Source organism: Lysobacter sp. P5_B9, assembly GCF_054049835.1.
Genome location: NZ_JBFULP010000004.1, coordinates 144,216 through 170,112 on the forward strand (window position 1 = coordinate 144,216; position 25,897 = coordinate 170,112).

Annotated in this window: 22 protein-coding genes; 10 read left to right on the top strand and 12 right to left on the bottom strand. The window is 69.7% G+C overall.

Annotation, left to right across the window (positions count from 1 at the left end):
- Positions 1–125 precede the first annotated feature (125 nt).
- Positions 126–593, top strand: coding sequence for a ribonuclease domain-containing protein (locus ACXJJ9_RS10045; RefSeq protein WP_457097047.1), 468 nt, complete (start codon positions 126–128; stop codon positions 591–593).
- The gene (locus ACXJJ9_RS10050; RefSeq protein ID WP_457097048.1) at positions 590–1,027 is read left to right on the top strand and encodes a barstar family protein; all 438 of its coding nucleotides are present in this window, start codon (positions 590–592) and stop codon (positions 1,025–1,027) included. Before ACXJJ9_RS10045 ends, ACXJJ9_RS10050 begins: the two co-directional genes overlap by 4 nt.
- 18 nt (positions 1,028–1,045) lie before the next feature.
- On the opposite strand, the gene ACXJJ9_RS10055 is transcribed toward ACXJJ9_RS10050, so the two are convergent.
- From ACXJJ9_RS10055 to recC, 8 genes are all read right to left on the bottom strand, one after another.
- Positions 1,046–1,279 carry a hypothetical protein gene (locus tag ACXJJ9_RS10055; protein ID WP_310054808.1) on the bottom strand — a complete coding sequence of 78 codons (234 nt, stop codon included), beginning with the start codon at positions 1,277–1,279 and terminating at the stop codon, positions 1,046–1,048.
- Between the two features lie 66 nt (positions 1,280–1,345).
- Positions 1,346–2,596: a TCR/Tet family MFS transporter gene (locus tag ACXJJ9_RS10060; RefSeq protein WP_457097210.1), complete on the bottom strand. Its 1,251-nt coding sequence runs from the start codon at positions 2,594–2,596 to the stop codon at positions 1,346–1,348.
- Positions 2,597–2,627: 31 nt separating this feature from the next.
- Positions 2,628–4,061, bottom strand: a complete 1,434-nt coding sequence (locus ACXJJ9_RS10065) for a M64 family metallopeptidase (RefSeq protein WP_457097049.1) — start codon at positions 4,059–4,061, stop codon at positions 2,628–2,630.
- Positions 4,062–4,119: 58 nt separating this feature from the next.
- Positions 4,120–4,707 (bottom strand): GTP cyclohydrolase I FolE, encoded by a 588-nt coding sequence (folE, locus tag ACXJJ9_RS10070; RefSeq protein WP_310056207.1) that lies wholly within the window; start codon positions 4,705–4,707, stop codon positions 4,120–4,122.
- A 291-nt stretch (positions 4,708–4,998) separates the two neighbouring features.
- Positions 4,999–5,460 carry a glycine zipper domain-containing protein gene (locus ACXJJ9_RS10075; RefSeq protein ID WP_457097050.1) on the bottom strand — a complete coding sequence of 154 codons (462 nt, stop codon included), beginning with the start codon at positions 5,458–5,460 and terminating at the stop codon, positions 4,999–5,001.
- Between the two features lie 117 nt (positions 5,461–5,577).
- On the bottom strand, positions 5,578–7,491 hold the full coding sequence (gene recD / locus ACXJJ9_RS10080; protein WP_457097051.1) for an exodeoxyribonuclease V subunit alpha: 1,914 nt from the start codon (positions 7,489–7,491) through the stop codon (positions 5,578–5,580).
- Positions 7,488–11,072 (bottom strand): exodeoxyribonuclease V subunit beta, encoded by a 3,585-nt coding sequence (gene recB / locus ACXJJ9_RS10085; protein WP_457097052.1) that lies wholly within the window; start codon positions 11,070–11,072, stop codon positions 7,488–7,490. The genes recD and recB overlap by 4 nt, the downstream gene beginning before the upstream one ends.
- Positions 11,069–14,413 carry an exodeoxyribonuclease V subunit gamma gene (gene recC, locus ACXJJ9_RS10090; RefSeq protein WP_457097053.1) on the bottom strand — a complete coding sequence of 1,115 codons (3,345 nt, stop codon included), beginning with the start codon at positions 14,411–14,413 and terminating at the stop codon, positions 11,069–11,071. The genes recB and recC overlap by 4 nt, the downstream gene beginning before the upstream one ends.
- Before the next feature lie 153 nt (positions 14,414–14,566).
- Between recC and ACXJJ9_RS10095 the strand changes: the two genes are divergently transcribed.
- From ACXJJ9_RS10095 to ACXJJ9_RS10120, 6 genes are all read left to right on the top strand, one after another.
- The gene (locus tag ACXJJ9_RS10095) at positions 14,567–15,361 is read left to right on the top strand and encodes an ABC transporter ATP-binding protein (protein WP_457097054.1); all 795 of its coding nucleotides are present in this window, start codon (positions 14,567–14,569) and stop codon (positions 15,359–15,361) included.
- Positions 15,361–16,110, top strand: coding sequence for an MlaE family lipid ABC transporter permease subunit (locus tag ACXJJ9_RS10100; protein WP_457097055.1), 750 nt, complete (start codon positions 15,361–15,363; stop codon positions 16,108–16,110). The genes ACXJJ9_RS10095 and ACXJJ9_RS10100 overlap by 1 nt, the downstream gene beginning before the upstream one ends.
- A 36-nt stretch (positions 16,111–16,146) precedes the next feature.
- Positions 16,147–16,671 carry an outer membrane lipid asymmetry maintenance protein MlaD gene (gene mlaD, locus ACXJJ9_RS10105; RefSeq protein ID WP_457097056.1) on the top strand — a complete coding sequence of 175 codons (525 nt, stop codon included), beginning with the start codon at positions 16,147–16,149 and terminating at the stop codon, positions 16,669–16,671.
- Positions 16,671–17,327, top strand: coding sequence for an MlaC/ttg2D family ABC transporter substrate-binding protein (locus ACXJJ9_RS10110; protein ID WP_457097057.1), 657 nt, complete (start codon positions 16,671–16,673; stop codon positions 17,325–17,327). Before mlaD ends, ACXJJ9_RS10110 begins: the two co-directional genes overlap by 1 nt.
- Positions 17,328–17,397: 70 nt before the next feature.
- The gene (locus ACXJJ9_RS10115) at positions 17,398–17,679 is read left to right on the top strand and encodes an STAS domain-containing protein (protein ID WP_310054822.1); all 282 of its coding nucleotides are present in this window, start codon (positions 17,398–17,400) and stop codon (positions 17,677–17,679) included.
- Positions 17,680–17,742: 63 nt separating this feature from the next.
- On the top strand, positions 17,743–18,894 hold the full coding sequence (locus ACXJJ9_RS10120; protein ID WP_457097058.1) for an MlaA family lipoprotein: 1,152 nt from the start codon (positions 17,743–17,745) through the stop codon (positions 18,892–18,894).
- Positions 18,895–18,953: 59 nt separating this feature from the next.
- Here ACXJJ9_RS10120 and rmuC read toward each other — a convergent pair whose 3' ends face one another.
- Positions 18,954–20,330: a DNA recombination protein RmuC gene (rmuC, locus tag ACXJJ9_RS10125; RefSeq protein ID WP_310054826.1), complete on the bottom strand. Its 1,377-nt coding sequence runs from the start codon at positions 20,328–20,330 to the stop codon at positions 18,954–18,956.
- A 123-nt stretch (positions 20,331–20,453) separates the two neighbouring features.
- Between rmuC and ACXJJ9_RS10130 the strand changes: the two genes are divergently transcribed.
- Both ACXJJ9_RS10130 and ACXJJ9_RS10135 read left to right on the top strand, forming a co-directional pair.
- Positions 20,454–22,154: a M20/M25/M40 family metallo-hydrolase gene (locus tag ACXJJ9_RS10130; RefSeq protein WP_457097059.1), complete on the top strand. Its 1,701-nt coding sequence runs from the start codon at positions 20,454–20,456 to the stop codon at positions 22,152–22,154.
- 72 nt (positions 22,155–22,226) lie between these two features.
- Positions 22,227–22,577 (top strand): GFA family protein, encoded by a 351-nt coding sequence (locus ACXJJ9_RS10135; protein ID WP_457097060.1) that lies wholly within the window; start codon positions 22,227–22,229, stop codon positions 22,575–22,577.
- Between the two features lie 33 nt (positions 22,578–22,610).
- Here ACXJJ9_RS10135 and fdhD read toward each other — a convergent pair whose 3' ends face one another.
- From fdhD to ACXJJ9_RS10150, 3 genes are read right to left on the bottom strand one after another with little or no spacing between them, the layout of a single operon-like run.
- Positions 22,611–23,414, bottom strand: a complete 804-nt coding sequence (gene fdhD / locus ACXJJ9_RS10140; protein ID WP_457097061.1) for a formate dehydrogenase accessory sulfurtransferase FdhD — start codon at positions 23,412–23,414, stop codon at positions 22,611–22,613.
- Positions 23,399–23,635, bottom strand: a complete 237-nt coding sequence (locus ACXJJ9_RS10145) for a helix-turn-helix domain-containing protein (protein WP_457097062.1) — start codon at positions 23,633–23,635, stop codon at positions 23,399–23,401. The genes fdhD and ACXJJ9_RS10145 overlap by 16 nt, the downstream gene beginning before the upstream one ends.
- Positions 23,632–25,893, bottom strand: a complete 2,262-nt coding sequence (locus ACXJJ9_RS10150; protein WP_457097063.1) for an FdhF/YdeP family oxidoreductase — start codon at positions 25,891–25,893, stop codon at positions 23,632–23,634. The genes ACXJJ9_RS10145 and ACXJJ9_RS10150 overlap by 4 nt, the downstream gene beginning before the upstream one ends.
- Between the last annotated feature and the right edge of the window lie 4 nt (positions 25,894–25,897).

Genomic DNA, 25,897 nt, shown 5'->3' on the forward strand with positions numbered 1-25,897 from the left:
GGCCGAAGCTGCCGCGGCGCTCCCCGCGCCTTTGCCGAGGACGGCGCCGCGCCTGACAGGCTGCGGCTTTTCCCGGCGTTTCAATCTTTTCCAAGGCTGGCACCACACTTGCATGGTTGTGTTGCATGCGGCGTCCCGCCTGGATCTTCCTTGCCCTGTTCGTACTGCTCGGCCTGTGGTTGTGGTCGCAGCAACGCGTGTCTGCGCCCACGGCCAGCACCCCCACGACAGTGGCAGCGCTGCCGCAAGCCGTGCCGGCGCGCGCGCACCCGCGCGCAGCGGACGCCACAACGGTTTCGCGCTATCCCGCCTTCCTGCCGGTGGAGGCGCACGCGGTCCTGCAACGCATCGCCGAAGGCGGCCCGCATCCATTCCGCCAGGACGGCAGCGTGTTCCAGAACCGCGAACATCGCCTGCCAGCGCAGCCGCGTGGCTACTACCACGAGTACACGGTCGCCACGCCCGGCGCCTCCGATCGAGGCGCGCGCCGCATCATCACTGGCGGTGAGCCCCCGCGCGAGTATTGGTATTCCGACGACCACTACCGCAGTTTCCGCCGCTTCGACGTCGAAGCGGCCGAGGTGTCCCGATGATGGCCATCGATGTGCGCGAGGTACTGGCCGACCCGAGCCAGGGCGGCGCGTATTTCGTCGATGCGCGCGAGAGCGACGCCCTCGCCGAAGCCGCGCAGGCGCTGGATTTCGCGGTGGTGCGGATCGAGCTCGCCGGCTGCGGCAGCAAGCACCGGGCCTTGGAACGCTTCGCGCATGCGCTGCGCTTCCCCGCCTGGTTCGGCGGCAACTTCGACGCCCTGGCCGACAGCCTCGGCGACCTGAGTTGGCTGCGCGCGCGCGGTTACGTCCTGCTGCTCGAACACACCGACATGTGGCGCCAGGCGGATGACGAGAATTTCGCCACCCTGCTCGACATCCTCAACGAGGCCGCCGTCGTCTGGGGTGAGCAGGGCGTGCCGTTCTGGGCGCTGATGCCGCTGCCGCAGGAGCAGCTGGACAAGCTGGCGATCTGACCTGCGGCGGCGCCGGCTTCACACCCGGTCGTCAAGGCCGTGCACGCCGGACTCGCGGGCGCAATGCGCGCAGCAGTAATAGCGGCCGCCGTGCTCGGCGCCATGGCCGATGATGCGGCAGCCGCAATGCGCGCAGGCCGGTGCCAGCGCGTGGATCGCGCACTCGAACGAATCGAAGGTGCCACGGCCGCGAGGCCCGTCGATGGTGAACGCCTTGTCGTAGTCGTTGCCGCAGACGTCACAGCGGGCCATGGCACGGTTCCCGGTCGCGAAGGAACCGGCAGTCTCGCGCGCTCCTTGTTAGCCGCGCGTTGGCGCCTAGGTGGCCGGCTGCGCCACCACCTGCGGCGCGCGCGCGAAGCGCCACGCCATCCCGAGTGCGACCACCAGCAGCAGGCCCGCGGCCCAGAACGGCGCGCCCGGCTGATGGGAAGGCGCCTTGTCGCTGATGAACCACGCGAAGATGCCGGTGTAGAAATGCGGCGCCAGGATCCCGGCCAGGCTCATCAGGCTGCTCAAGGCCCCCTGCACGCGCCCCTGCACGCTGCGATCGACCTGCCTGGTCACCATCGCCTGCGTCGCCGGCATCGCGAAGCCCCAGAACGCCATGATCGGAATGCCCATCAGGAACAGCATGCCGGTCGGCGCCCAGCCGTAGATGGTGAAGCCCACGATGCCCGCGCACAGCCCGAACAGCAGCGCGCGGCGCTCGCCCCACGCGGCTACCGCGTGCTTCACCAGGCCGGCCTGCACGATCACGCCGCACACGCCGACCACGCCCAGCACCAGGCCGACCTGCTTCGGATGCCACTGGTACCGGTAGTCGGCGAACAGCACGAAGATGTTCGGATAGACGAAGTGGGCGAGGTTGATCAGGAACACGACCGCCGCCAGGCCCCAGATCCGCGGATAGCTGCGCAGCAGCTTGAGCGAACCCAGCGGGTTGGCGTGGCGCCAGTCGAAGATCGGCGAGCGATGCTCGCGCGGATGCGATTCGGGCAGCACGAACCAGCCATAGGCGAAGTTGCACAAGGCGAGGAAGGCCGCGCCCCAGAACGGGAAGCGCAGGTCGATCCCGCTCAGCAGTCCGCCCAGTACCGGACCGACGATGAAGCCCAGGCCGAACGCCGCGCCGAGCATGCCGAAGGCCTGCGCGCGCTTTTCCGGCGCGGTGATGTCGGCGATGTAGGCATTGGCGGTGGTGAAGCTGGCGGAGAAGATCGCGGAGATCACCCGGCCGACCAGCAGCCATGACATCGATGGCGCAAGCGCCATGAAGATGAAATCGACGCCGAGGCCGAAGCACGACAGCAGGATCACCGGTCGCCGGCCGAAGCGGTCCGAGAGCGCGCCCTGGATCGGCGCACACACGAACTGGATCGCCGAGAACAGCATGCCGAACCAGCCGATCCAGTGCGCGGCGTCGCCGTAGTCGCCGCCGGCAAACTGCTTCACCAGCAGCGGCAGCACCGGAATGATCAGCCCGAACGCGAGGATGTCGATCAGGACGGTGATGAAGATGAAGATCAGCGCGGCTTGGCGCGCGCCGGCAGTGGGTTCGGTCACGATGGCGCTTCGAGGAAAAATGCGAGCGCGGAGTTTAGCGCGTCGCCGCCGGCGCCCCTGCGTACAGGTCTATGATGTCCGCGATCGCGTCCTGGCAGACCTGGCAGAAGCGCTCCGTGCGGCTGAACATCGTGCACTGCATTTCCGAGCGGTAATAACCGCTGGCCTGGTAGTTCGCGCCCTCGAAGGCGCCGACCAGGCCGTGGTTGGGATGGCGCGAGAACAGCTGGTCGGTGTACCGGCGTTCGGCGGCGAACAGCGCGCTCATCTCCGATTCCGGACGGTTCGCCTTGCGCAAGGCGACCCGCTTGGCCTGGTACTCGCGCTGGTACTTCTCGTATTCGGCCTTGGGCCACGGCGTCGGCAAGGGCGTGGTCGGGGCGACGTGGCGCCTCCACTTCAACTGCGCGGGATCGAGCAGCGCGGTGACGTTGGGCTCCCACGGCTCCGGCCGCTCCGCACCCGCGGTGTAGGCCACCGGCGAGGTGTAGTACTCGTCCGCCAGCGCGGCGAAGTGGTGGCCGAACTCGTGCACGAACAGGTAGTTCGCCCAGTCGTTGCTGGCTGCCGCGGTGCTGAACTGGCCGAAGATGCCGCCGCCACCGTAGGTCTCGTTGTTGACCAGGATCTCGATGAACTCGTTCGGCGCGTACTGCGCCAGCTCGCGCAGGGCGCGATTGTCGAGGGTGAGCACGTAGCGCTCGCTGCCGAAGATGTCGTAGCGCGTGTTGAGCGCGGAGTCGTGGAAGGTGCCGGTGGACGGGCGCGACACGCCGGATTCGCGCGTGGGCACGGCCAGTGCCCAGACGTTGAAGTTGCTGGCGCGTTCGCGGAACGGCGAGACGCTGAAGAGATGGTCGGCGAGACGGCGCGCATCGGCCTCGAACTTGCCGAGTTCTTCGCGCGTGTAGCCGTCGCCCAGGATCAGCAGGTCAACCTTGTCCGCCGAGGGGCCGTTGTTGCGGATGGCGATTGGCGTCGCCGGCGCCGGGCGCTTTTCCTGCTCGATGTCCAACGCCGCCGGATCGACATCGACGCTCCACACCACCGAGAACTCGTTGCGGTCGTCGCGCTGCAGCACGCGCACTTTGACCGTCTTGTCCGGGCGCGGGAAACGCAGCGATTCCTGGAAGCCGCGGCTGTGCTTCTGCGCTTCCTCGGTCGTGCGCCACTCGCCGAAGATCGTGCTGTAGCCGCGCGAGTAAAGCACCTTGTTGGTCTGCGGATCGACCACCTCGAAGCGGTTGAGGCCGCGGTTGGTGTCGTCCAGTGGCCGCGCCGGATTGCCCGGCCACGGCAACGGCTCCAGCACCACGCGATCGAGCGCATAGAAGTCGGCCAGCGCATTGCCGCTGTGCAGGATGTCGACGCGCAGGGTGGCGGGGGCGTCGGCGGCGTTCGCCGCGCAGGAAACCGCCGCCAGCAACAACGGGGCCAGGGCACGCAACCACGACGGCACGCAATCCATCACCACGCTCCACGAGAGTTTTCGGAAGTCCGCCGCGCGGCGCGCGGCGTCCGGAAGTTCAACGTCCGGGGCCGACGTCGATGAACTGCAGGAACTCGGCGCGGGTGCGCGCGTCCTCGCGGAAGCTGCCGAGCATCTTCGAGGTGATCATGCTGACGCCGCGCTTGTGCACGCCGCGCGTGGTCATGCATTCGTGCGCGGCCTCGATCACCACGCCGACGCCACGCGGCTGCAGCACGTCATGGATGCAGTCGGCGATCTGCGCGGTCATCTTTTCCTGCACCTGCAAGCGGCGCGCGTAGGTTTCCACCACGCGGGCGAGCTTGCTGATGCCGACGACCTTGCCATCGGGCAGGTAGCCGACGTGGGCGCGACCGATGATCGGCGCCATGTGGTGCTCGCAATGGCTTTCGAACTGGATGTCGCGCAGGACGATCATCTCGTCGTAACCGGCGACTTCCTCGAAGGTGCGGGCGAGATAGGCCCGAGCATCCACGTCGTAACCGCTGAACCAGTCGCCGAAGGCGGTGACCACGCGCTTTGGCGTGTCGAGCAGGCCTTCGCGGCCGGGATCGTCGCCGGCCCAGCTCAGCAGGGTGCGGACGGCGGCTTCGGCCTGTTCGCGGGAGGGCTTGTCGTTGGCCATGGAATCGCCAGCCACGCGGCCGGCCTCGTCGTTCGGTGAGGCGGGCATCGTACTCCAGCGGCACGCGGACAGAAATGCGGAACCGTTGCCGGTTCCGCATGGCTGCGTGCTGTTGCTCGTCAAAAGGTCAAAAGCTCACCGTGTGCATGGGTGCTCTATTGCCTCATCGGTCCAGCCCCTTCGCAGCGCGACCGGGAACGCCGCTCATCCGTGAACGCCGCTCATCGGTCCGGCCCGCCGCAGCGCGGCGGGCGCTCTTCGCGGCACGCGCCAGTGGCGCGTAAGCGCCGCTCATCGCCCATCGCGGTCTGCGTCGCCTGGCATCGCGCGTTCGATGTAATGCCAGCCGTCGCGTACGGCCTGACGCGCATCGTTCCAGGCCAGGCGCGAGTTGCCGCGCGTGGTGTCCCAATTGCGCTGGAGTTCGCTCTCGACGTCGTCGAACTTGCGCCCCTGGTACTGGCCATACGTGTCATAGCCGTACTTGTACGCCGGTTCGTAGTCACGCCATTCGCTGCCGCTGATGTAATACGGCGCGCTCACGTAGTCCTTGCGGAAGTGTTCGGTATAGGCCGTTGGATTGACCGCCTCGGCGATCGAGTCGCCCGCCTTGGCGCCTACGATGCCTCCCACCACCGCGCCGACGGCGCTACCGGCCGGTCCCGCAGCCGAACCAATCGCTGCACCTGCCACCGCGCCCGCCATGGCGCCGGTACCGGATCCGATGTTGTGGTCTTTTTTAACGTCGCTCATTGAGTTGCTCCTGTGAGTGCCGGCGCCAAGCGGTGCCGGGACGCACGAAGCTAGTCAGGCGCTCGTGCAGGTAGGGTCAAGAATCGCTGAACGCGGTGCACGGCACTCAAACTTACCTTAATGCTTCAGTCGCCAAGCAAGTCCTGACACACGTTGTGCATGCCGCGTGAGCGCGGCACGCAGAACCGCTTCGCTGGCGCACAGGTGCACCGCACGCCGCGCGCGGGTCAGCGCGGTGTAGACCAGTTCGCGCGAAAGCGTGCGCGCGTCTTGCCTGGGCAATTGCAGCCACACTGTGTCGTACTCCGAACCCTGCGCCTTGTGCACGGTCATCGCGAAGGCACCGCCGTGTTGCGGCAGTGCCGCGGGATGGAAGGCGCGCACGCCCTCGCTGCCGCCGGCAAACCAAGCCACCATGGTGCCGGCGGCATCGCGCAGGCACACGCCGATGTCGCCGTTGAACAGGCCGTGGCGGTAGCTGTTCTCGCTCACCAGCAGCAGGCGGCCATGGAAATAGCGCTCGCGTTGCGCGCCGGCCAGGGCTTCCTCGATCCGCGCGTTGAGTTGCACCGCGCCTTGCGGCCCGTCGCGCAGCGCGGTAAGCACGCGTGCGGTGTCGGCCAGCGCCAGTGCGGCCTGCGGATCATCGACCTCGGCCAACTTGCGCCACGGCGCCAGCTGCGCCGCGCGCACGTCGGCGGCCAACGGATCGGCAAGGCCGTCGTGGAAATGCACGCCGGCCAACGCCCCGCTGCGCAGGCGTTCAAGCAGCGCGTCGCCGTCGCCGGTGCGCGCGGCGTCGGCGAGTGGAGCGAGGTCGAGCGCGTCTGACTGGCGATAGCCGCGGTCGAGGTGCACGCGCGCCAAGTCGGCTGACGGCACGGCCTCCATCGACCGTCGTTCCGCCGTCGACGGCACGGCCATCGGCGCACTCGGGGTTGTCATTGAAACCGGCGCGAACAGGTCGGCCTGCGAAGGAACGACGGCATGCGTGCGGCGCGACGGGGGCGTCGACTCGGAGGATCCTGCCGCTCGCACCGCGACGGCACCGGTTTCCTCCACTGCCGCGGCGACGATCGCCGCCAGCACGTCGCCGGCTTCCACGGACGGCAGCTGATCCGGATCTCCCAGCAGCAGCAGGCGGGCTCCGTCAGGCACCGCTTCGACCAGCTTGCACATCAGCGGCAGGTCGACCATCGATGCCTCGTCGACCACCACCACGTCGAACGACAGCGGGTGATCGGCATCGTGGCGGAACCGTGGCTTGCCCGGCAGCGTGCCGAGCAGGCGGTGCAGCGTGCGCGCCTGTTGCGGCAACGCGGCGCACAGCGCGGGATCGACACCGGGTATTGCCTGCATCTGAGTAAGCGCCTTGCGCAGGCTCTGCGCCATGCGCTCGGCCGCGCGTCCGGTGGGTGCGGCCAAGGCGATGCGTGGCATGCGTCGACCCGCCGCGCGTGCCTGCGCCAACAGCAGCACCAGCAAGCGCGCGATGGTGGTGGTCTTGCCGGTACCGGGACCGCCGGTGATGACCAGCAACGAGCGCCGCAACGCCAGCCACGCGGCCCGCGCCTGGGCGTCGTCGCGTTGCGGGAACAGGGCCGCGAACAGTGGCTCGAGCGCGGCTTCATCGCCGCTCGGCGCGGCGTGCGCGGCGAGGCGCTGCAAGTGCAGGGCGAGGCGGCGTTCGTATTCGCGGTAGCGGCGCAGGTACAGCAGGTCGCCTTCCAGCACCAGCGGCGCATCCGCGGCGGCGGCGACGTCGGCGGCGGGCGCGGCCACCCAGCGCGAGTCCTTCAGCGCCGCGCGCCACGCGGCCGGCTCTGGCCAGGCGAGTTCAACACCCGGCATTTCCGGTGGCCGCGCGAGATCGATGCCCGCGTGGCCGAGCGCGATCGCCTGCGACGCGAGCGCGGCGGCGGCGAGCACGAGATCGGGCGTGGCGGGATCGAGCCGGCGCAGGCTCTTCGCCAGCGCATGGTCGACGGTGCGCAGCACGCCGTGGCGATAAAGCGTGTCGAGCAGACTCATGTCGTTGTTCCCGCGAACAGCGCGTCGAGTGACTCGACCAGCGCGCGCGGCGGCACGTGCGCGTGCACGCCCGGCGCGGCGGGATCGAGTGGATCGAGGCCGCGGCAGTAGAGATAGCGCACGCCGCCGAAGTGGCGGTCGTAGTCGTAGTCCGCGCCAAGGCGGAAACGCAGCCAGCGATGCAGGGCCAGCGTGTAGATCAGCGCCTGCAGGGTGTACTCGCTGTCGTCCATCGCCGTGTCCAACGTCGCCGCGTCATAGGCGGGCAGGCGGTTGGACTTGTAGTCGAGCAGGCAGGTGCGGCCCGCGTGCGGACCGTCGTCCACGGTGTAGACGAGGTCGATCTTGCCGGTCATCAGGCCATCGAGGCGTTGGCGCAGGCCGAAGGCATGGCGGTCGCGCAACACGTCATGCCGGTGCAACGTGCCGATCAGGGCGTGCACGTCGACGGACTGCAGCGAGAAGTGGAATTCCATTTCCGCGCGGCGCTGCGCGGCGGGCACGTCGCACAGGCGAACGCCTTCGGGCAGCACGACGTTGAGCGTAACCGCGACCAGCCTTGCCAGCACCGGCAGGCCGTCCTCGCTGTCGGCTTCGGTGTAGCCGCCGCCGGAAAGCGCTTCGCGCAGGGGCGCTTGCTGGCCGATGGGGATCACGCCGCCGGCATCGCGCCAGGCGGCAAAGTCCACGCGTTCGAGTGCCGCGTGCAGGACGTTGCCGAAACGGCTGCCGCTGAAGCGGCGGTCGTAATCGGCAGAGGCGAGGGGCTCGGGTTCGTCGGCCGCGCCGACTTCGGCGCCGGTTGCGGCGGCGGCGTGGCTGCTGTCCTCGCGCGCGAGCTGGGTGAAGCTGTACACCCACCAGTCGCGCGGCAACGCGCGATGGGCAACGCGGGCCGCGGGTACGTCGCCGGCGGCCTCTGCCGCCAGCAATGGCAAGGCGGTGGCCATCGTGGCGTCGCGGTCGAGCACGATGGCGTCGCCCGCGGCAACGGGCAGTGTCGCGGTGTCGCCGAGCAGGCGCGCCAGCGGTGTCCTGTCGTAGGCGTACAGCGGGCCGCAGGCGAGCCACAACGCGTGTTGCGCGCGGGTCAGGCCGACATACAGGAGGCGCGCGTCCTCGGCGTCTTCCTCGCGCTGTCGCGCGGCGACGGCGGCCGTCCACGCCTCCGCATCGACGGTGCGCCCGGTATCGAGCTGCAGGGTGCGTCCCTGCGCGGACAGCACTTCGCACCAGCGCTGCGGCGACTTGCGGTCGCGACCTACGCCGGCGAACGGCAGGAACACCAGCGGGAATTCCAGGCCCTTGCTCTTGTGCAGCGTCATCACCTGCACGCGCTGCGCGTCAGACTCCAAGCGCAACTGCTGGGTTTCATCGCGATCGTCAGCCTCGGCGATGCGCCGGCGCAGCCAGTCCGCCAGGCCGTGCACGCCCAGCGCGGTTGCAGTCGCTTCCTGCAGCACTTCGGCCAACTGCATCAGATTGGTGAGCCGGCGCTCGCCGTCGAGCAGCCGAAGCAGGCGCGGCGCCTGTTCGGCGCAACGATCGGCGATCAGCGCGAGAGGGCCGTGGCGCTCCCAGCGTTCGCGCCAGTCCAGCGCGCGCAGTTGCCAGCTGGCGCGCAGGCGGTCGTCCTCATCCATCCGCGCCAGCGTCGCCGCGTCCACGCCCAGCCACACGCCGGCCAAGGCGCCGCGCAGGCGCGCGTCGTCGCCTGGATGCAGCAGCGCTTCGAGCAGGGCGAGGACTTCCAGCGCCTGCTCGCTGTGGAACAGGCTCAACCGGCCCGCCGCCACCGCGGGAATGCCGGCGCGCGCGAGGAGCTCCTGCATCAGCGTCGCTTCGCGGTGCTCGCGCACGAGCACGGCGATATCGCCCGGGCCCACGGCGAGACCCTTGATCGTCGCGGCGTCGCGGCGGGAATCGGAGAGCAGTCCGTGGATCGCCGCGACGCAGGCTTCGGCGGCGCGGCGACGCGACTCGTCGGCCTTCCACGCGCCGCCGCCGTCCGGCGCGGGCAGCTCGCGCAGGGTCAGCGCTGGCGCGATCGCATCGCTGCGCAGGAAGTCGGAATCGTGCGCGGTGCCGCCGGGCTCGACGGCGAAGAAGCGGATGCTGCGGTCGACGAAGGCCGTGTCGCCAGCGCGGTCGTATAGTGCCTGGATCGCGCGCAGCACCGCCGGGCGCGAGCGGAAGTTCTGGCGCAGCTCCGGCGCGCGGTGCGCATCGCGCGCGGCGGCGAGGTAGGTGTGCACGTCGCCGCCGCGGAAACGGTAGATCGCTTGCTTGGGGTCGCCGATCAGGAACAGGTTTGCGGCCTCGGGGCCCGCCTCGCCGCCGGCGAACACGCGTCGGAAGATCGCCCACTGGCGCGGATCGGTGTCCTGGAACTCGTCAACCAGCGCCACCGCGTACTGCTGGCGCAACCGCTGCACCAGCGCATCGCCTTGCGCGCCTTCGAGCGCGCCGGCGACGCCTTCGATGAGGTCGTCGAACGTCTGCACGCGGCGCAGGCGCTTGAGCCGCGCGAGGCGTGCCAGGGCCTGCTCGCGCAGCCGGTGGACGAGACCGATGGTCTGGTCGGCAAGCCATTCCTCGCGCGCACGATCGGCGTCGAACCACGCCGCCAGTGCGTCGAACACCAGCGACTCCGGCAACTGCGACTCGCGGCCGGCCTTGGCGCATTCGCGCAGCCGCGTGGGCGTGAGTTTGTCGAGATGATCGTCCGAGGATTTCAGCGCGCGCGTCGCCAGGCCCTGGTCCAGCGCCAACCACGCCTTCTCGTAACTGGGCGCGCGCGCCTTGCGTCCGTCCATCACGCCCTTGGCCAGGGCGTCGGCAAGGCGCGCTCGTGCCGCTTCACCGTCGTCGGCGAAGGCGGCCTGCAACGACACGAACGCCTGCTGCAGCGCCGGCAGCGGATCCGGCGACGACGGCGACGACGGCGGGAGCACCGCATTCGCCGCAAGCAGGGCGCCCAGGTCGTTGGCCAGTTCGGTGGGGCTCGGCCATTCGCGTGCGAGCAACTCGGCATCGCCGGCCTCCGCACCGAAGGCGCGCCACAGGTCGGCTGCGACCTCGTCACGCAGTTCGCGGTCGCTGCCCACTAGTTCGGCCGCGAGGAAGGGCTGCCCGGCTTCCAGCGCATGCTCGCCGAGCACGCGACTGCAGAAGCCATGGATGGTGAACACCGCGGCGAGGTCGATCTCGTGCGCGGCGCGTTGCAGGCGCGCCTGCAGCGCGGTCGCGCTTTCGTGCGCGAGCCGGCGCGCGATCAGTTCGCGGGTGAGCGCGACCTGCGCATCGTCGTTGCCGACGTCCACGCCACTGGCAAGTTGCGCGGCCAAGGTGAGGCGTTGGCGCAGGCGTTCGCGCAGCTCCTGGGTCGCCGCTTCGGTGAAGGTCACCGCCAGGATCTGGCCGACGCGCAGCTCGCGCTCGATCACCAGTCGCGTGACCAGCGTGGCCAGGGTGAAGGTCTTGCCGGTGCCGGCGCTGGCCTCGATCAGCTGCAACCCGTGCAGGTCGAGATCGAAGTAGGGGTCGCGCTGGAGCACGGCCGTCGGTGCGGTTGCGTTCATGCCGCGCCTCCGCTACGCGCATGCACGACGGCGTCGAACACCTGCGTCGCAATCGCACGGAACTGCGCGCCCACGGCGGCGACCGCAAACGGATCGTGGCCGCGCAACACCAGCCGCGCGCTCGCCGTGGCGCTCTCGCTCCAGCCGTTGCCGCCGCCGGTCCACGCCTCGCGCGCGCGCTCCCACGCTCCCTTCGCGTTGCTGCGGATCACCGCACCGGCGCGTTGCGATTGTTCGGCCTGGTACCAGACCCAGCCGGCGCGCGGCAGGAAGGGCAGCGCTTCGCGCAGGCCGCGCTCGCGCAACCGCAGCAGCTCACGCAGCGCGGCCTGCGCCTGCGCCTGCGGCACCGGCTCGCGCCGGTGCGGGCCCAGGTCTTTGTCGATCGGCGCGAACTGCCACAACGGTTGCGTGTGGCCCGCGGCGCAAAGCACCAGCCAGTCCAGCCCGTGCGAGATCTGCGCCGGGCCATGCAGTTCATCGAAACGCAACCGCGCCAAGCCAGCCGCATGGAGATTGTCGATGCGGCCGTACAGACGCATGCCGTCCAGTTCGAAATCGATGTTCAGCGTGCGCGGCTCGCCCTGGCGCCAGGCGCGAAATGCATCGGCGTAGGGCTGCACCTGCGCACGCACGCGGTCCAGCTGGCGCCCCCCCATTGGCCCGGACGGCAGCATCGCCCGCGCGCGAAGGCGCTGGGCGAGGTCATCGGTGGCGCCGGCCACGCAGGCGTCGAACACCGCGTGCTGCAACTGCCAACGCTGCAGGCCGCTCGCGGGCAGGGCTAGCGGTTCGACGTCATCCTCGGCTTCGGCTTCCTCGGGCAGGCGCAGGTTCAGGCGCTGGCGCAGCAGGGCGGCGGGCGGATCGGCGAGGAAGCGACGCAGTTCGATCACGCTCAGTTCCGGCATCGCGTCGTCGCGGGGTGCCGGCACGGGCAGGGATGCGGGCAACCACGCGCCGAGCGGCTCGCGCATGCCGCCCTGGCTCTGCGCGGCCGGATGCCACTCCGCGCGGTAACTGAAGCGCCGCGGCTCCTGGCCTTGCAGGCTGGCGCCGAACGCGGCCGGGGCGAACGGCTGCAGCGGATGCTGCACCACCAGGGCGCTGCGCGCCTGCGTCGGCTGCGCGTGGTAACGCGCGGCGGTGTCGAGCAGTTCGGACACCAGCACCGAAGGCTCGCGCTCACTGCCGTCGCGCGGATCGGCGCCGAGATAGCTCAGGTAGAGCACGTCGTTGGCGGCGGCGAACAGCTGCAGGAACAGGAAGCGGTCGTCCTCGCGCAACGAGCGGTCGCCGTGACGGCGCGTCGGCCCGCCCAGTTCGGCCGCCAGCTTGTTGAGGCCACCGGCGGGATCGCGGCGCGGGTAGTCGCCATCGTTCATGCCCAGCAGTGCGATCACCCGGAACGGCAGCAACCGCAGTGGCACCATGCGTCCGAAGCTGACGCCGCCGGTGAGCAGCGGCGCGCGCGTGTCGGCCTGGGTGAGCGCACCGTGGAAATGCGCGCGCACCACTTCGGGGGGCACGGCTGCATCGAAACCGGCCGTCTCCGCGGCGCGGGCGAAGTCGTCGAGCAGGCCGTGCAGACGTTCGCGCGCGCGCTGGTCGCCGGACGCTCGCAGGTGTTCTGGCAGCAGCGCGGCGAGCAGGTCGAGCAGGCGTTCGCGCCACTGCGCAGGCGGCATCGCGGTCGCGAACACGCGTTCGTGCCGGGCCAGCACGCGCAGCACGCGGATCAGGGCATCCAGCGCATCCAGCGCGCTGCCTTCCATGTCGGTATACGGCGCGACACCCAGGATCGGCATCGTGTCGTCGCTGGCGTGGCCGAGCAGCAGGCGATCGAGCGCGAATGCCCAGGTGCAGGCGTCGTCGCGCGGCGCGTCGTGGCGGCCGCGGTGCGCGGCATCCAGGCCCCAGCGCGCGCCGGCTTCGCGCAGCCAGCCGTGCAGGCGGTCGAGCGCGGCCGCGTCCAGTTGCGCGGCATCGCAAAGGGCTGGCGTGGCGAGCAGGTCGAGTATTTCGCTCAGACCGAAGCGCGACACCGGCAATGCCAGCAATTGCAGGAACACGGCCGCCAGTGGCTCGGCGGCCATCGGGCTGGTGTCGGCGAGCGCGTAGGGAATCGCTTCGTGGCGCGCGCCGCCACCGAATACCGCAGCGATGTGCGGCACATATGGATCGATGTCGGGCGCGAGCACGGCGATGTCTCGCGGCTGCAGCGGCGGATCGAAACGCGGATCCTCCAGCAGGCCGCGCAGCTGGTCGTGCAGCACCTGCACTTCGCGCAGGCGGGTGTGGCAGGCGTGGACCTGCAGGCTGCTATCGCCGGGATCCGGAGTTGCCCGCCAGGGCGTCGCCGGGGGGCCGCGCCGGTGCAGGAGGTCGCGACGCAGCCGCTGCAGCAGGGTTTCGTCGCCGGTCGCGCGCTCGCGGGCTTCCGGATCGTCGTATGCGGCGATCTCGCCGGACGGGTGCACGACTTCGTAGCCACCGAGCACCGCCATGAAATCGCGGCCGGCGGCGCCCCAGGCTTGCAGCAACGGGTTCTCGTCCGCATCGAATGCGTCTTCGCCGGTGCGCAGGCGCTCGGCCAACGTGCGCAGGTCGCCCCAGTACTTGCGCGAGGGCGTGGGCAGGTAGAAGTGCAGTGTGCCGACCCGCGCCTGCGTCGCGATCACCCGCAATACGTCGGGAGAGACGTTCAAGGTGGCGAAGGCAAACAGGCGTGGTGGCAGCCCGACCGGCAACGGACCGGTGCCGGCGTCGCCGCCAAAGCGGGCGAGGAAATCGTCGATGCGGCGCGCGCGATGGCGTCGGCCGCGCGCGACGCGCCGCCACAGCACCGCCTGCGGTTCGGCCGGCGCGGCGCCCGCTTCCCAAGCCAGCAGCCAGTCGCGTCGCCAGGCCTGGTATTTCTCGAAGATGCCGGCGAGCTCGCCCGCAAGTGTCCACGGTGTGAGCGGATCGTCACCCGCGAGATAGCCGCGAAGCGGGAGCAGGGCCGGTTCGCGCAGCACGGAGAGGTCCGTCAGTGCCGCGTACAGACGCCAGTGCAGCGCGGTGGCGTCGAGGTCCTGGTCGCTGCCGTCCTCATTGGCATCGAGGGCGCGACGGACGAATTCGCCCGGAGTCAGGAACTCCAGGTTGGCGGCTATGCCGTGCTGCTTCGCCAGCGTCGCCTGCAGCCAGCGCCGCATCGCCACCTGTGGCACCAGCACGGTGTCAGGCGCCAACAACGGCTGGCCGGGTGCGGGTCGGCGCAACTCGTCCGCCAGCAGTCCCGCCAGGATCTCCAGGGCATTGGAGTGATAGAGGCGGAAGTCGGACGTGGCGGGCATCGGCGTGCATCTTGCCGGATGGGGGTCGCAACGGGCGAGACGCGGCAAACAAGGCGGTCTCTGCGACAATGGCCGCCGCCATCTCCCGTTCAGCCGCACACCGCCATCCTTGCGCGCGTTTTTGCCCGCGCGCACCTTGCCTGTTGCCTTCGCATGCCCGAGCCGTCGCCCATCGTCCGCATTGAACACCTCCGCCTCGACCGCGGCGGCCGGACCGTGCTGCGCGACATCAACCTCAGCGTGCCGCGCGGCAGCATCGTCGCGGTGCTGGGGCCGTCGGGCTGCGGCAAGTCGACCCTGCTGGCAGCGCTGACCGGCGAATTGCCGGCGGCGGCCGGCACGGTGGAAGTGCTGGGCCAGCCGGTGCCGCGCTCGCAGCGCGCGCTGCTGGAAATGCGCAAGGGCCTGGGTGTCCTGCTGCAGGGCAACGGCCTGCTCACCGATCTCACCGTCGCGGAGAACGTGGCGCTGCCCTTGCGCACGCATACGAAGTTGCCGTCGGCACTGATCCGCCGCCTGGTGCTGATGAAGCTGCACGCGGTCGGCCTGCGCGCCGCCGCCGATGCCTATCCGCGCGAACTCTCCGGCGGCATGGCGCGGCGCGTCGCGCTGGCCCGCGCGCTGGCGCTGGATCCGCCGCTGATGATCTACGACGAGCCGCTGACCGGCCTCGATCCCATCGCCAGTGGCGTGGTGATGAGCCTGGTGCGCCGCCTCAACGACACGCTCGGCCTCACCAGCATCGTGGTCACCCACCACGTGCACGAGACGCTGCCGATCGCCGACCACGCCGTGGTGATCGCCAATGGCGGCATCGTGTTCTCGGGGGCACCCGACGCACTGCAGGCCAGCACCGATCCGCTGATCCGCCAGTTCCTCAACGGCGAGCCCGACGGTCCCATTCCGTTCGAAAGCCGCGCCTTCAATTCGCAGCCGGAGCCGGCCTGATGCCGTTCGTTGCCGCCACCAGCGCGATCGGCCGCGCGGGACTGTTCACTATGTCGGTGCTGCGCGCGAGCGCGCCGACCGCCGACTTCTTCCGCGAACTGGTGCGCGAGATCTACAAGATCGGCGCGCGCACGCTGCCGATCGTTACCGTCGGCGGCGCCTTCGTCGGGCTGTCGGTGACCCTGCTGGGCTACCGCGCGCTCGATACCTACGGCGCCGCCAACCAGGTCAGCGCGATGCTCGGCCTGGGCATGTACCGCGAACTCGGGCCCGTGCTCACCGCCTTGCTGTTCATCGGCCGCGCCGGCTCGTCGATCGCGGCGGAACTGGGCCTGATGCGCGCGACCGACCAGATCACCGCGCTCAGCCTGATGGCGATCGATCCGATCGGCAAGGCGGTGGCGCCGCGCTTCTGGGCCGCGCTGATCTCGATGCCGCTGCTCACCGGCTTCTTCTGCAGCCTGGCGATCAGCGCCGGCTACTTCGAAGCCGTGCACGTGATCGGCATCGACCAGGGTTTCTTCTGGCAGGTGCTCAAGGACAGCGTCGACTTCCATGAAGACTTCCTGATGGCCTTCGTGAAGTCGGGCGTGTTCGGCGCCACCGCGGCGCTGGTCGCCGCGTACGTCGGCTTCCACGCCGAACCGACCATCGAGGGCACCTCGGTGGCGACGACCAAGGCGGTGGTCAACGCCTCGTTGCTGGTGCTGATGTTCAACTTCGTGATGTCCGCCCTGCTGTTCCAATGATTTCGAAACCCCGGCGTGCGCCGGGACAGGTGATTTATGCGTGGTCCAAGAATCGAATTCGCCGTCGGCGCCTTCCTGCTGCTGGCCCTGGCCTCGGTGCTGGTGCTGGCGCTGGCATCGACCAACCGCAACTGGGGCTTCGGCCACGCCAGCTATCCGCTGAAGGCGCGCTTCACCTCGATCGGCGCGCTGCGCCCGAACGCGCCGGTCAAGATCGCCGGGGTCGCGGTCGGCAAGGTGGCCGATATTCAGGTAGATCCGGTTAAATACGACTCCGTCGTGACCCTGTCCATCGACAGCAAGTACAAGGACCTGCCCGGCGACACCTCCGCGGGCATCTTCACCAATGGCCTGCTGGGCGAGAGCTACATCGGCCTGTCGCCCGGCGGCGATCCCGAGCCCCTCAAGCCCGGCGACGAGATCTTCCTGACCCAGCCCGCGGTCGACCTGATCCAGCTGGTCGGCAAATACATGTTCTCCGGCGGCAAGCCGGCCGGCGACGCCGAAGCCAGCGACAACAGCAACGAATCCTCCGCCCCCACGGACGCGCCCACCAAATGATGAAGACGACCCTGCTTTCACTCGCCCTGGCCACTGCCCTCGTGGCCGCCACGCCCGCTGCGTTCGCGCAGGGCAACGCCCAGGCGGCCGCGACCCCGGCCAAGGCCGGCACGCCCAGCAAGATGGTGCTCGACAACAGCACGCGCATCCTCACCACGCTGGAATCGCGCCGCGCCGAATTCACCAAGGACCGCGGCGCGCTGCGCCAGTTCGTGTCCAGTGAGTTCAACGCCATGTTCGACCGCGACTACGCCGCGCGCCTGGTCCTGGGCACGCACGGCCGCGGCGCCTCCGATGAAGACGTGAAGCTGTTCGCCGACGCGCTCGCCGACAGCCTGATGAGCCGCTATGGCTCCTCGCTGCTCGACTTCAACACCAAGCTCAAGGTGCGGGTGAAGTCGGAAACCGCGCTACCCAACGGCCGCGGCGTGCGCGTCTCCAGCGAGTTCCTGCGCCAGGGCGGCGAGCCCGTGCCGGTCGACTACTTCATGCGCAACACCGGTACCGGCTGGAAGGTGTTCGACGTGATGGTCGAAGGCGTGAGCTTCGTGCAGACCTTCCGCGCGCAGTTCGATGGCCCGCTCAACCGCAAGTCGATCCCGCAGGTCGCCGCCGACCTCAAGGCGGGCAAGCTGCAGGCGGAAGCCAGCAAGTAACCCAGCCAATGTCCGGCGGCTTCCCCCGAAGCCGCCCGGCGCACACGTCCCCCGCACCGACACCTCCCCCATGACGGCCACCTGCACCCTGCACGACGACACCCTCGCCTTCACCGGCATCCTCGATCGCGCCGCCGTGGCGGTGTTGTGGCCGCAGATACCCAGGCAGCTCGCCGGCGTACGCCGGTTCGACCTGTCGGCGGTGCCGCTGGTCGACAGCGCGGGCCTGGCCCTGCTGGCTGAACTCGCGGCAATGGCCGGCGAAGGCGTACGGATCGACGGCAGCCCGGAAGGACTGGCCGAGCTGCGCCGTGCGTATCGCCTGCAGGACGATCTTTCCTTTGCGGCCTGAGCATCTCGCCGCCCCTTTGCGGTAGCGTGCTTGCCGCTCCCCCTGCCCCTACTGCACCCCCTGATGCGTTCGAACGGTCTCCACCTTGCCCTGGCCACGCTGCTGGTCCCCGCGGCTGCGTTCGCGCAGACGGCGGAACCGGCTGCGCTCAACGCGGGGCAGGTCGACGCCGTGGCCGCCGACGCGGGCGCGCGTCCCGCGACCGTCAGCGAGCAGGCCGTGAGCGAACCGGCCGCGCCGGCCAGCGCTGAGACCCCGGCCACGCCGCGGGACCAAGCGCCCCCGCCGGCGACCGACGCCAGCACGGCGCCGCCCACCAACCAGGCGCCCCCCGAGGCCGCCGCAGGCGACACGCCGGCAGCCGGAACGGCCAGCGAGGCGACACCGGCCGCGGCGCAACCCGCGCCGTCGGTGCCGACCGACGCCGAGCAGGCCTTCAACGACATCTACGGCCAGGGCGACCAGGATTACGCCGATCCGTTCCTGCCTGCCGCGGCGGAGATGCCCGGGACCTTCGATCCCTGGGAGAAGTACAACCGCAAGGTGCACCGCTTCAACAACGCGGTGGACCGCCACATCGCCAGGCCGCTCGCGCGCGGCTACGTGAAAGTGACGCCGCGACCGGTGCGCCTGGGCGTGAGCAACTTCTTCAACAACCTCAGCCAGCCGCTGAACATGGTCAACGCCCTGCTGCAGGGCCAGCCGAAGCAGGCAGCCCAGGCGCTGGGCCGCTTCCTGCTCAATTCCACCTTCGGCCTCGCCGGCATCCTGGATCCGGCCTCGCGCGCGCAACTGCCGCAGAAGAGCGAGGACTTCGGGCAGACCCTCGGGGTGTGGGGCTGGAAGCGTTCGCGCTACTTCGAGCTGCCCCTGTTCGGGCCGCGCACCGTGCGCGACGTGTTCGGCATGGCGGGCGACGCACCGCTGAGCCCGCTGCGCCGGGTGGGACCCAACGAGGTCCGCATTCCGCTGCAGGGCCTGCAGCTGGTCGACATGCGCGCGCAGCTGCTGTCGACCGACTCACTGCGCGAAGGCGCGGAGGACGACTACACCCTGGTGCGCGACGCCTGGTCGCAGCGCCGCGACTACCAGATCTTCGGCGACCGCCAGCAGGACGACGACAGCCGCAAGCTGCCGGACTACCTGCGCGAAGACGAAGACGATTCCACCGTGCCGGTGGATGCGATGCCGGTGGTGGTGCCGGGCAACGGCTGAGGCCGTCGCCGCGAATCACGATTCCCGGGGCGCCGCGAAGTACCCGGGATGCCTGGCGGCTACGAGGCTTCCTCGTCCGCGGTTTCCAGCTCCGTTCCCAGCAGGCGCTGGCTGTCTTCCAGCGGCAGCGCTTCCACGTCGCGCAACTTGCGCGTGAGCACGCGGGTACGCCGGCCGGTCTCGTCGATCTTGCTGCTGGCCTCGTCGAGCTTCTTCTTCACCCCGTCGAGCACCGCGCCGAACTTGGCGAATTCGGTCTTCACCGCACCCAGGGTGCGCCATACCTCGCTCGAACGTTCCTGGATCGCGAGCGTGCGGAATCCCATCTGGAAGCTGGTCATCAGCGCCAGCAACGTGGTCGGACCGGCCACGGCGATGCGCTGGTCGCGCTGCAGCGCCTCCACCAGCCCCGGGCGGCGCAGCGTTTCCGCGTACAGGCCCTCGGTCGGCAGGAACAGGATCGCGAATTCGGTGGTGTGCGGCGGGCCGACATACTTGTCGCGGATGCGCGTGGCTTCCAGGCGCACGCGCCGTTCAAGCGCGTCGCCGGCGGCATGCGCGGCGGCGACGTCGCCGCGCTCCTGCGCATCGAGCAGGCGCTCGTAGTCCTCGCGCGGGAACTTGGCGTCGATCGGCAGCCATAGCGGCGCCTCGCCGGTGGAGCCCGGGAACTTCACCGCGAATTCGACGCGCTCGCTGCTGCCCGGCAGCGTCGCCACGTTGGCCGCGTACTGGTCTGGCGCGAACACCTGCTCGAGCAGGCCGGCCAGCTGCACCTCGCCGAACACGCCACGCGACTTCACGTTGCCGAGCACACGCTGCAATCCGCCGACGTCGGCGGCGAGCTTGTTCATGTCGCCCAGGCCCTGGTGCACCTGCGCCAGCATCGTGGTGACGTTGCCGAAGCTCTCGCTCAGGCGCGTCTCCAGCGTCGCGTGCAACTTCTCGTCGACGGTCGCGCGCATCAGCTCGAGCTTGGCGGCGTTGTCGACCTGCAGCTCGCGCAGTTTCTGCTCCAGGGTCGTGCGCATCTCGCCGAGGCGCTGCTCGTTGTTGCGGGTGAGTTCGCCGACGCGGCCATCGAGCGCCTTGGCGAAATCCTTCAGCGCCAGCGCGGTTTCCTGGCGCGCCTTGCGCGCGTCCTCGGTCAGGGCTTCGCGCAGGTCCTCCAGGCGCTGGTCGGTGCGTCCCGCGGCCTCGTTGAGGCGGCTGGCGAAGCCGTCGATGCGCAGTTCCTGCTGGCTGGAGAAACTGTCGAGCTGCTGGCGCAACTCGCCGCGACCGTCGCGCTGCTCCTCGCGCAGGGCCTGCTCCAGCTTCTCGCGATACGACTCCAGGGCCCCGTCCGGCCGGCGCAGGATCAGGATCACGAGCAGGACCACGGCGACGGCGACCGCCAGCAGCAGGAGAAGCAGGAGCAAAGTGGTTACGGGCATGGCGACAGTCTAGCCCGCGGGCTTCGCAATTCCTGCGACTGCACGCTCGGCACGCGCACGAAATGCACAAGTCCGCCACTGCCGGCGGTTTACATTGGCCACGGTGTTTTCCAGGAGCGCGCCATGCGTCCCACGCGAATTCGCCTGCGCCTGGCCGGCCTCGCCGTGGCGCTGGTGGCAGTGTCCGTGCTGGCGGCCGACAACGCCGGCGTCCTGCCCGATCCCGAGGCGCTGCGCAGCATCAAGGATACCGAGCTGCGCCATCACATCGAGGTGCTGTCGTCCGATGCGTTCGAGGGCCGCGCGCCCGGCACGCACGGCGAGGAGCTCAGCGTGCGCTACCTGACCGAGACCTTCCGCCAGCTCGGGCTCGCGCCGGGCAATCCGGACGGCAGCTACGTGCAGGACGTGCCCCTGATCGGAATCACCTCGCAGCCGCAACTGCACCTGGAAGTGAAGGGACAGCGCCTGGATCTGGTGCCCACGCAGGACTTCGTCGGCAGCTCGGCGCTGCCGCAGTCCCGCGTGGTGGTGCAGGACTCGCCGCTGGTGTTCGTGGGCTATGGCGTGGTCGCCCCGGAGTTCGGCTGGGACGACTACAAGGACGTCGACGTGCACGGCAAGACGGTGATCGTGCTGATGAACGATCCCCAGCTCGGCGGCCCCAGGCTCGATCCCGCGCTGTTTCGCGGCGCCATCAAGACCACTTACGCCTCCAACCGTTACAAGCGGACCCTCGCCGCGGAAAAGGGCGCGGCGGCGATGATCATCGTGCACGAGGCCGCGCACGCGGGTTGGGAGTTCGCACTGGCCCGCACCGATGCCGGTCGCGAGCACCTGCAGCTGCGCGACGATCCCGCGCCGCGCCTGCAGTTCGAGGCGATGATGCCGATCGCCCACGTCCGCCAGCTGGTGCGGATGGCAGGGCACGACCTCGAAGCATTGCGCAAGCGCGCGCAGCAACGCGACTTCCGCCCGGTCGCGCTCGATGCGACGGCCAGCTTCGACGTCAGCAACACGTTCCGCGACGTGGTGTCGCACAACCTGGTGGCCCGTATCGACGGTCGCGAAGGCGCACGCAGCGACGAAGTCATCATCTATACCGCGCACTGGGACCACCTCGGCAGGGATCCGCGCCTCGCCGGCGACCAGATCTACAACGGGGCCGTCGACAACGCCTCCGGCGTCGCCGCGATGCTCGAGATCGCCAAGGCGTGGCGCCGGCTGCCGCAGCCACCGGCGCGGTCGGTGCTGTTCATGGCGACCACCGCGGAGGAGCAGGGCCTGCTCGGCGCGCGCCATTACGTGGCCAATGCGCTGTACCCGCTGTCGCGCACCGTGGTGGACCTGAATCTCGACGTGATCGGCTTCTGGGCGACCACGCGCGACATCCGGGTCGTCGGCCTGGGCGAAACCAGCATGGACCCGCTGCTGCGCACGGTCGCCGCGGCCCTGCACCGGACCGTGTCACCCGACCCGGCGCCCTGGGAGGGCGCAAACCAACGCCAGGACGCCTACGCGTTCGCATTGGGCGGCGTGCCCAGCCTCTACTTCGCCCGCGGCAGCCAGAACCTGACCGGCATCATCCGCGACACCGGCAGCCCCCGCGAACGCATGAGCCCGGGCGTGCCGTACGACGACTACCACCAGGTCGACGACACCATCAAGCGCGACTGGAACTACGAGGGTGCGGTGGACGTGACCCGCTTCGCCTTCGCCGTGGGTTATCGCCTGGCCGAAAGCGAGGCATTTCCGGACTGGCTGCGCGGCAGCGAATACAAGGCCAGGCGCGACGCGGTGATGGCGGCCGGACCCACGCGCTGACCTGCGCGCTGACCCACAGGTGTCGCGCCGGCGCCGTATGCTTGCGCGACCCGACCCCCAAGGACCGACACGATGACGACGCATGAAGGCAGCTGTCACTGCGGCAAGGTGGCATTCGAAGTGGATGGCGAGATCGAAGGCGCGATGGCCTGCAACTGCTCGATGTGCCAGCGCAAGGGCTCCCTGCTGTGGTTCGTGCCGCGCGCGCAGTTACGGGTGACGACGGGCGCGGACGCGCTGTCGACCTACACCTTCAATCGTCACGTAATCCAGCACCACTTCTGCGCCACCTGCGGCATACATCCGTTCGGCGAGGGTCGCGATCCCCAGGGCAACGCGATGGCGGCGATCAACATCCGCTGCCTCACCGACATCGACCTCGGCGCGGTGCCGGTGCGCCACTACGACGGTCGCTCGAAGTGAGTGCCCGTCGCGGCTGAAGCCGCCTGATCGCGGCTACGGCAGCACGCGCTCGGGCGCGTTGTAGAGGTTGAGCGCATCGCCGCGCGCAAACGCGGCCAAGGTGATGCCGGCCGCCGTGGCGGTGCGGATCGCCAGGTCGGTGGGCGCGGAGATCGCTATCACTATCCCGATGCCGGCCATCGCCGCCTTGTGCACGATCTCGTAGGACGCACGTGAGGTGATGACGAGGAAGCCGCTCGCGGGATCGAGTCCCGCGCGCACGATCGCGCCGATCAGCTTGTCCAATGCGTTGTGGCGGCCAACGTCCTCACGAACCAGCAAGCCCTGCGCGTGGGCGAAGCCGGCGGCGTGGACACCACCGCTGCGCGCATTCAATGGCTGCTGCGTGGCCAGCGTGGCCAGCGCGGCGCGGATCTGCGCCAACGACACCGCCTGCGGCTCCGGCACGCGCGGCACCGGACGCTGCGCGTCCTGCAGCGCTTCCACGCCGCATAGGCCGCAGCCGCTGCGGCCCGCGAGGTTGCGCCTGCGCTCTTGCAGGGCGTCGTACCGCGCCTGCGGGATCGCCGCGTGCAGGGCCACGCCTGTGTCGCCGCGCACGCTGTCGACCAGGTTGAACTCTCTGTCCGAGGCCACGATGCCTTCGCTCAACGCGAAGCCGAGGGCGAAATCCTCGAGGTCGCAGGGCGTGGCCATCATCACCGCGAAGGACAGGCCGTTGTAGAGCAGCGCGACCGGCGCCTCGACCACGGCCGCGTCCTCGCGTGCCTCGCGCACGTCGGCCTGCACGCGCAGCGCGCGCACCGTCGCCAGCGCATCGTTCAGGCCGTCGCGCACAGGCGCCGCCCCTTGCTGGTCAGCCACAGCAGGGTGCGCTCGCCCTCCACGCGTTGCTCGACCAGGTCGAGGCCATCGAAGCGCGGATCCGGGCCGAGCGCGGTGAGCAGGCGCTGCAGTTCGCTCAGGCTCAGCTCCAGGCGCTTGGCGACTCGGTGGATCGATTGCCCGTCCTCCGCGGCCAACAGTTGCAGCAGGGCGAGCGCGCGTTCCTCGCTCACGGCGCGGCGGCCTTGCGCAACCGCACCGGGATCGACTTCGACGCCGGCGTGCGCGCGCGTTCGGCGTAGCTCTCCAGCGGCACCAGCGGATTGGTTTCGGGGAAGTACGCGGCCAGGCACCCGGCCGGGATGTCGTATTCGACCAGGCGGAAGCCGTGCACTTCGCGTTCCTGCACGCGGCCGCCTTCGTTCCACACCGACACGATGTCGACCAGCTCGCCATCGGCGAGGCCATGCCGCTGCAGGTCCTCCCGCGAGATGAAGCACACCTTGCGCAAACCGTGCACGCCACGATAGCGGTCGTCGAACCCGTACACGGTGGTGTTGTACTGGTCGTGCGAACGCACCGTCATCAGCGTCAGCAACGCCGCGTCCATGCCGGTTGCGGCCGCCAGTGGATGCACGAAGAATTGCGCCGCGCCGTCGCTGGTGGGAAACGCGCGCTCGCGGTTGGGATGGTGGAGGTGGAAACCGCCCGCGGTGCGCACGCGCTGGTTGAATTCCTCGAAGCCGTCGACCACGCGCGCGATGCGGTCGCGGATGCGGTCGTAGTCCTCGACCAGCGCCAGCCATGGCGTGCGGCTGCGCGGCAGTGTCGCCGCGGCGAGGCGCGCGACGATCGCCGGTTCCGACAACAGCAGCTCCGACGCTGGCGCGTTCATGCCCGCCGACAGGTGCACCATGCTCATCGAGTCCTCGACCGTAACCGCCTGCGGGCCGGCGGCCTGCAGGTCGATCTCGGTGCGGCCCAGGCACGGCAGGATCAACGCGGCGCGGCCGTGCACCAGGTGCGAACGGTTGAGCTTGGTGCTGACGTGCACGGTGAGCTCGCAGTTGCTCAGCGCGGCCTGGGTCTGCGCGGTGTCGGGCGTGGCGGTGGCGAAGTTTCCGCCGAGGGCGAAGAACACCTTGCCGCGGCCGTCGCGCATCGCCGCGATCGCATCCAGGGTGTCGAAGCCGTGCGCGCGCGGCGGCGCGAAACCGAATTCGGCGCCGAGGCTGTCGAGGAACGCGCCCGTTGGCTTCTCGTAGATGCCCATCGTGCGGTCGCCCTGCACGTTGGAATGCCCGCGCACCGGGCACGGTCCGGCGCCGGGCTTGCCGACGTTGCCGCGCAGCAGCAGTAGGTTGCCGAGCATCTGGATGGTGGCGACGCTGCGGTGGTGCTGGGTGATGCCCATGCCCCAGCACAGGATGCTGGCGTTGCTGTCGATGTAAATCTGCGCTGCGTGTTCGAGCTGGGCGCGGGTCAGGCCGGACTCGCGCTCGAGCTCCTCCCAGCGCGCCGCGCGGACGCTGGCGGCGAAGGCATCGAAACCGCGGGTGTGCGCGGCGATGAACTCACGATCGACCGCATCGCGCTCGACCACCACCTTCGCCAGCGCCATCGCCACGGCGAGATCGCCGCCGATGCGCGGTTGGAAGTAGTCGGAGGCGATGCGCACGCCCTGGCCGCCCGGCAGCATGTCCGCGGGCACCTGCGGATTGGCGAAGCGCTCCAGCCCGCGCTCGCGCAGCGGATTGAAGGCGACGATGCGACAACCGCGCTTGGCCGCCTCGCGCAGTTCGCCGAGCATGCGCGGATGGTTGGTGCCGGGGTTCTGGCCGAAGATGAAGATCGCTTCGGCGAGTTCGAAATCCTCCAGCAGCACCGAACCCTTGCCRCTGCCGAACTGCTCGGTCAGGGCCACGCCCGAGGGCTCGTGGCACATGTTCGAGCAGTCGGGCAGGTTGTTGGTGCCGTACTCGCGCACGAACAACTGGTACAGGAAGGCGGCCTCGTTGGAGGCGCGCCCGGAGGTATAGAAGATCGCCTCGTCGGGCGAGGCCAGCGCATTCAGTGCCGTCGCGATCGTGGCGAAGGCCGTATCCCAACCGATCGGCACGTAGCGGTCGCTGTCCGCGTCGTACTGCATCGGCTCGGTGAGGCGGCCCTGCGCCTCGAGGAAATGGTCGTCGTGCTGCGCCAGCTCCGCCACCGTGTGCGCGGCAAAGAACTCGCGGGTGACGCGCTTGCTGGTGGCCTCGTTGGCGACCGCCTTCACCCCGTTCTCGCAGAACTCGAAGGTCGAGTGCTTGTTGCGATCGGGCCAGGCGCAACCCGGGCAATCGAAGCCGGCGGGCTGGTTGGTGCGCAGCAGCGTGCTGGCGCCCTTCATCACCACCTGCTGCTCGTGCAGCGCGTGCCACGAACTCTTCAACGCGTCCCAACCCCCGGCGGGCTTGAGGTAGACATCGATGGGCTTGCGCTGGGGCATGCGC

Excerpts from the sequence above, each read along its gene's own strand:
- ACXJJ9_RS10045 (WP_457097047.1), top strand. The coding sequence starts at position 126 with ATGCGGCGTCCCGCCTGGATCTTCCTTGCCCTGTTCGTACTGCTCGGC.
- ACXJJ9_RS10050 (WP_457097048.1), top strand. The coding sequence starts at position 590 with ATGATGGCCATCGATGTGCGCGAGGTACTGGCCGACCCGAGCCAGGGC.
- ACXJJ9_RS10055 (WP_310054808.1), bottom strand. The coding sequence starts at position 1,279 with ATGGCCCGCTGTGACGTCTGCGGCAACGACTACGACAAGGCGTTCACC.
- ACXJJ9_RS10065 (WP_457097049.1), bottom strand. The coding sequence starts at position 4,061 with ATGGATTGCGTGCCGTCGTGGTTGCGTGCCCTGGCCCCGTTGTTGCTG.
- folE (WP_310056207.1), bottom strand. The coding sequence starts at position 4,707 with ATGGCCAACGACAAGCCCTCCCGCGAACAGGCCGAAGCCGCCGTCCGC.
- ACXJJ9_RS10075 (WP_457097050.1), bottom strand. The coding sequence starts at position 5,460 with ATGAGCGACGTTAAAAAAGACCACAACATCGGATCCGGTACCGGCGCC.
- recD (WP_457097051.1), bottom strand. The coding sequence starts at position 7,491 with ATGAGTCTGCTCGACACGCTTTATCGCCACGGCGTGCTGCGCACCGTC.
- recB (WP_457097052.1), bottom strand. The coding sequence starts at position 11,072 with ATGAACGCAACCGCACCGACGGCCGTGCTCCAGCGCGACCCCTACTTC.
- recC (WP_457097053.1), bottom strand. The coding sequence starts at position 14,413 with ATGCCCGCCACGTCCGACTTCCGCCTCTATCACTCCAATGCCCTGGAG.
- ACXJJ9_RS10095 (WP_457097054.1), top strand. The coding sequence starts at position 14,567 with ATGCCCGAGCCGTCGCCCATCGTCCGCATTGAACACCTCCGCCTCGAC.
- ACXJJ9_RS10100 (WP_457097055.1), top strand. The coding sequence starts at position 15,361 with ATGCCGTTCGTTGCCGCCACCAGCGCGATCGGCCGCGCGGGACTGTTC.
- mlaD (WP_457097056.1), top strand. The coding sequence starts at position 16,147 with ATGCGTGGTCCAAGAATCGAATTCGCCGTCGGCGCCTTCCTGCTGCTG.
- ACXJJ9_RS10110 (WP_457097057.1), top strand. The coding sequence starts at position 16,671 with ATGAAGACGACCCTGCTTTCACTCGCCCTGGCCACTGCCCTCGTGGCC.
- ACXJJ9_RS10115 (WP_310054822.1), top strand. The coding sequence starts at position 17,398 with ATGACGGCCACCTGCACCCTGCACGACGACACCCTCGCCTTCACCGGC.
- ACXJJ9_RS10120 (WP_457097058.1), top strand. The coding sequence starts at position 17,743 with ATGCGTTCGAACGGTCTCCACCTTGCCCTGGCCACGCTGCTGGTCCCC.
- rmuC (WP_310054826.1), bottom strand. The coding sequence starts at position 20,330 with ATGCCCGTAACCACTTTGCTCCTGCTTCTCCTGCTGCTGGCGGTCGCC.
- ACXJJ9_RS10130 (WP_457097059.1), top strand. The coding sequence starts at position 20,454 with ATGCGTCCCACGCGAATTCGCCTGCGCCTGGCCGGCCTCGCCGTGGCG.
- ACXJJ9_RS10135 (WP_457097060.1), top strand. The coding sequence starts at position 22,227 with ATGACGACGCATGAAGGCAGCTGTCACTGCGGCAAGGTGGCATTCGAA.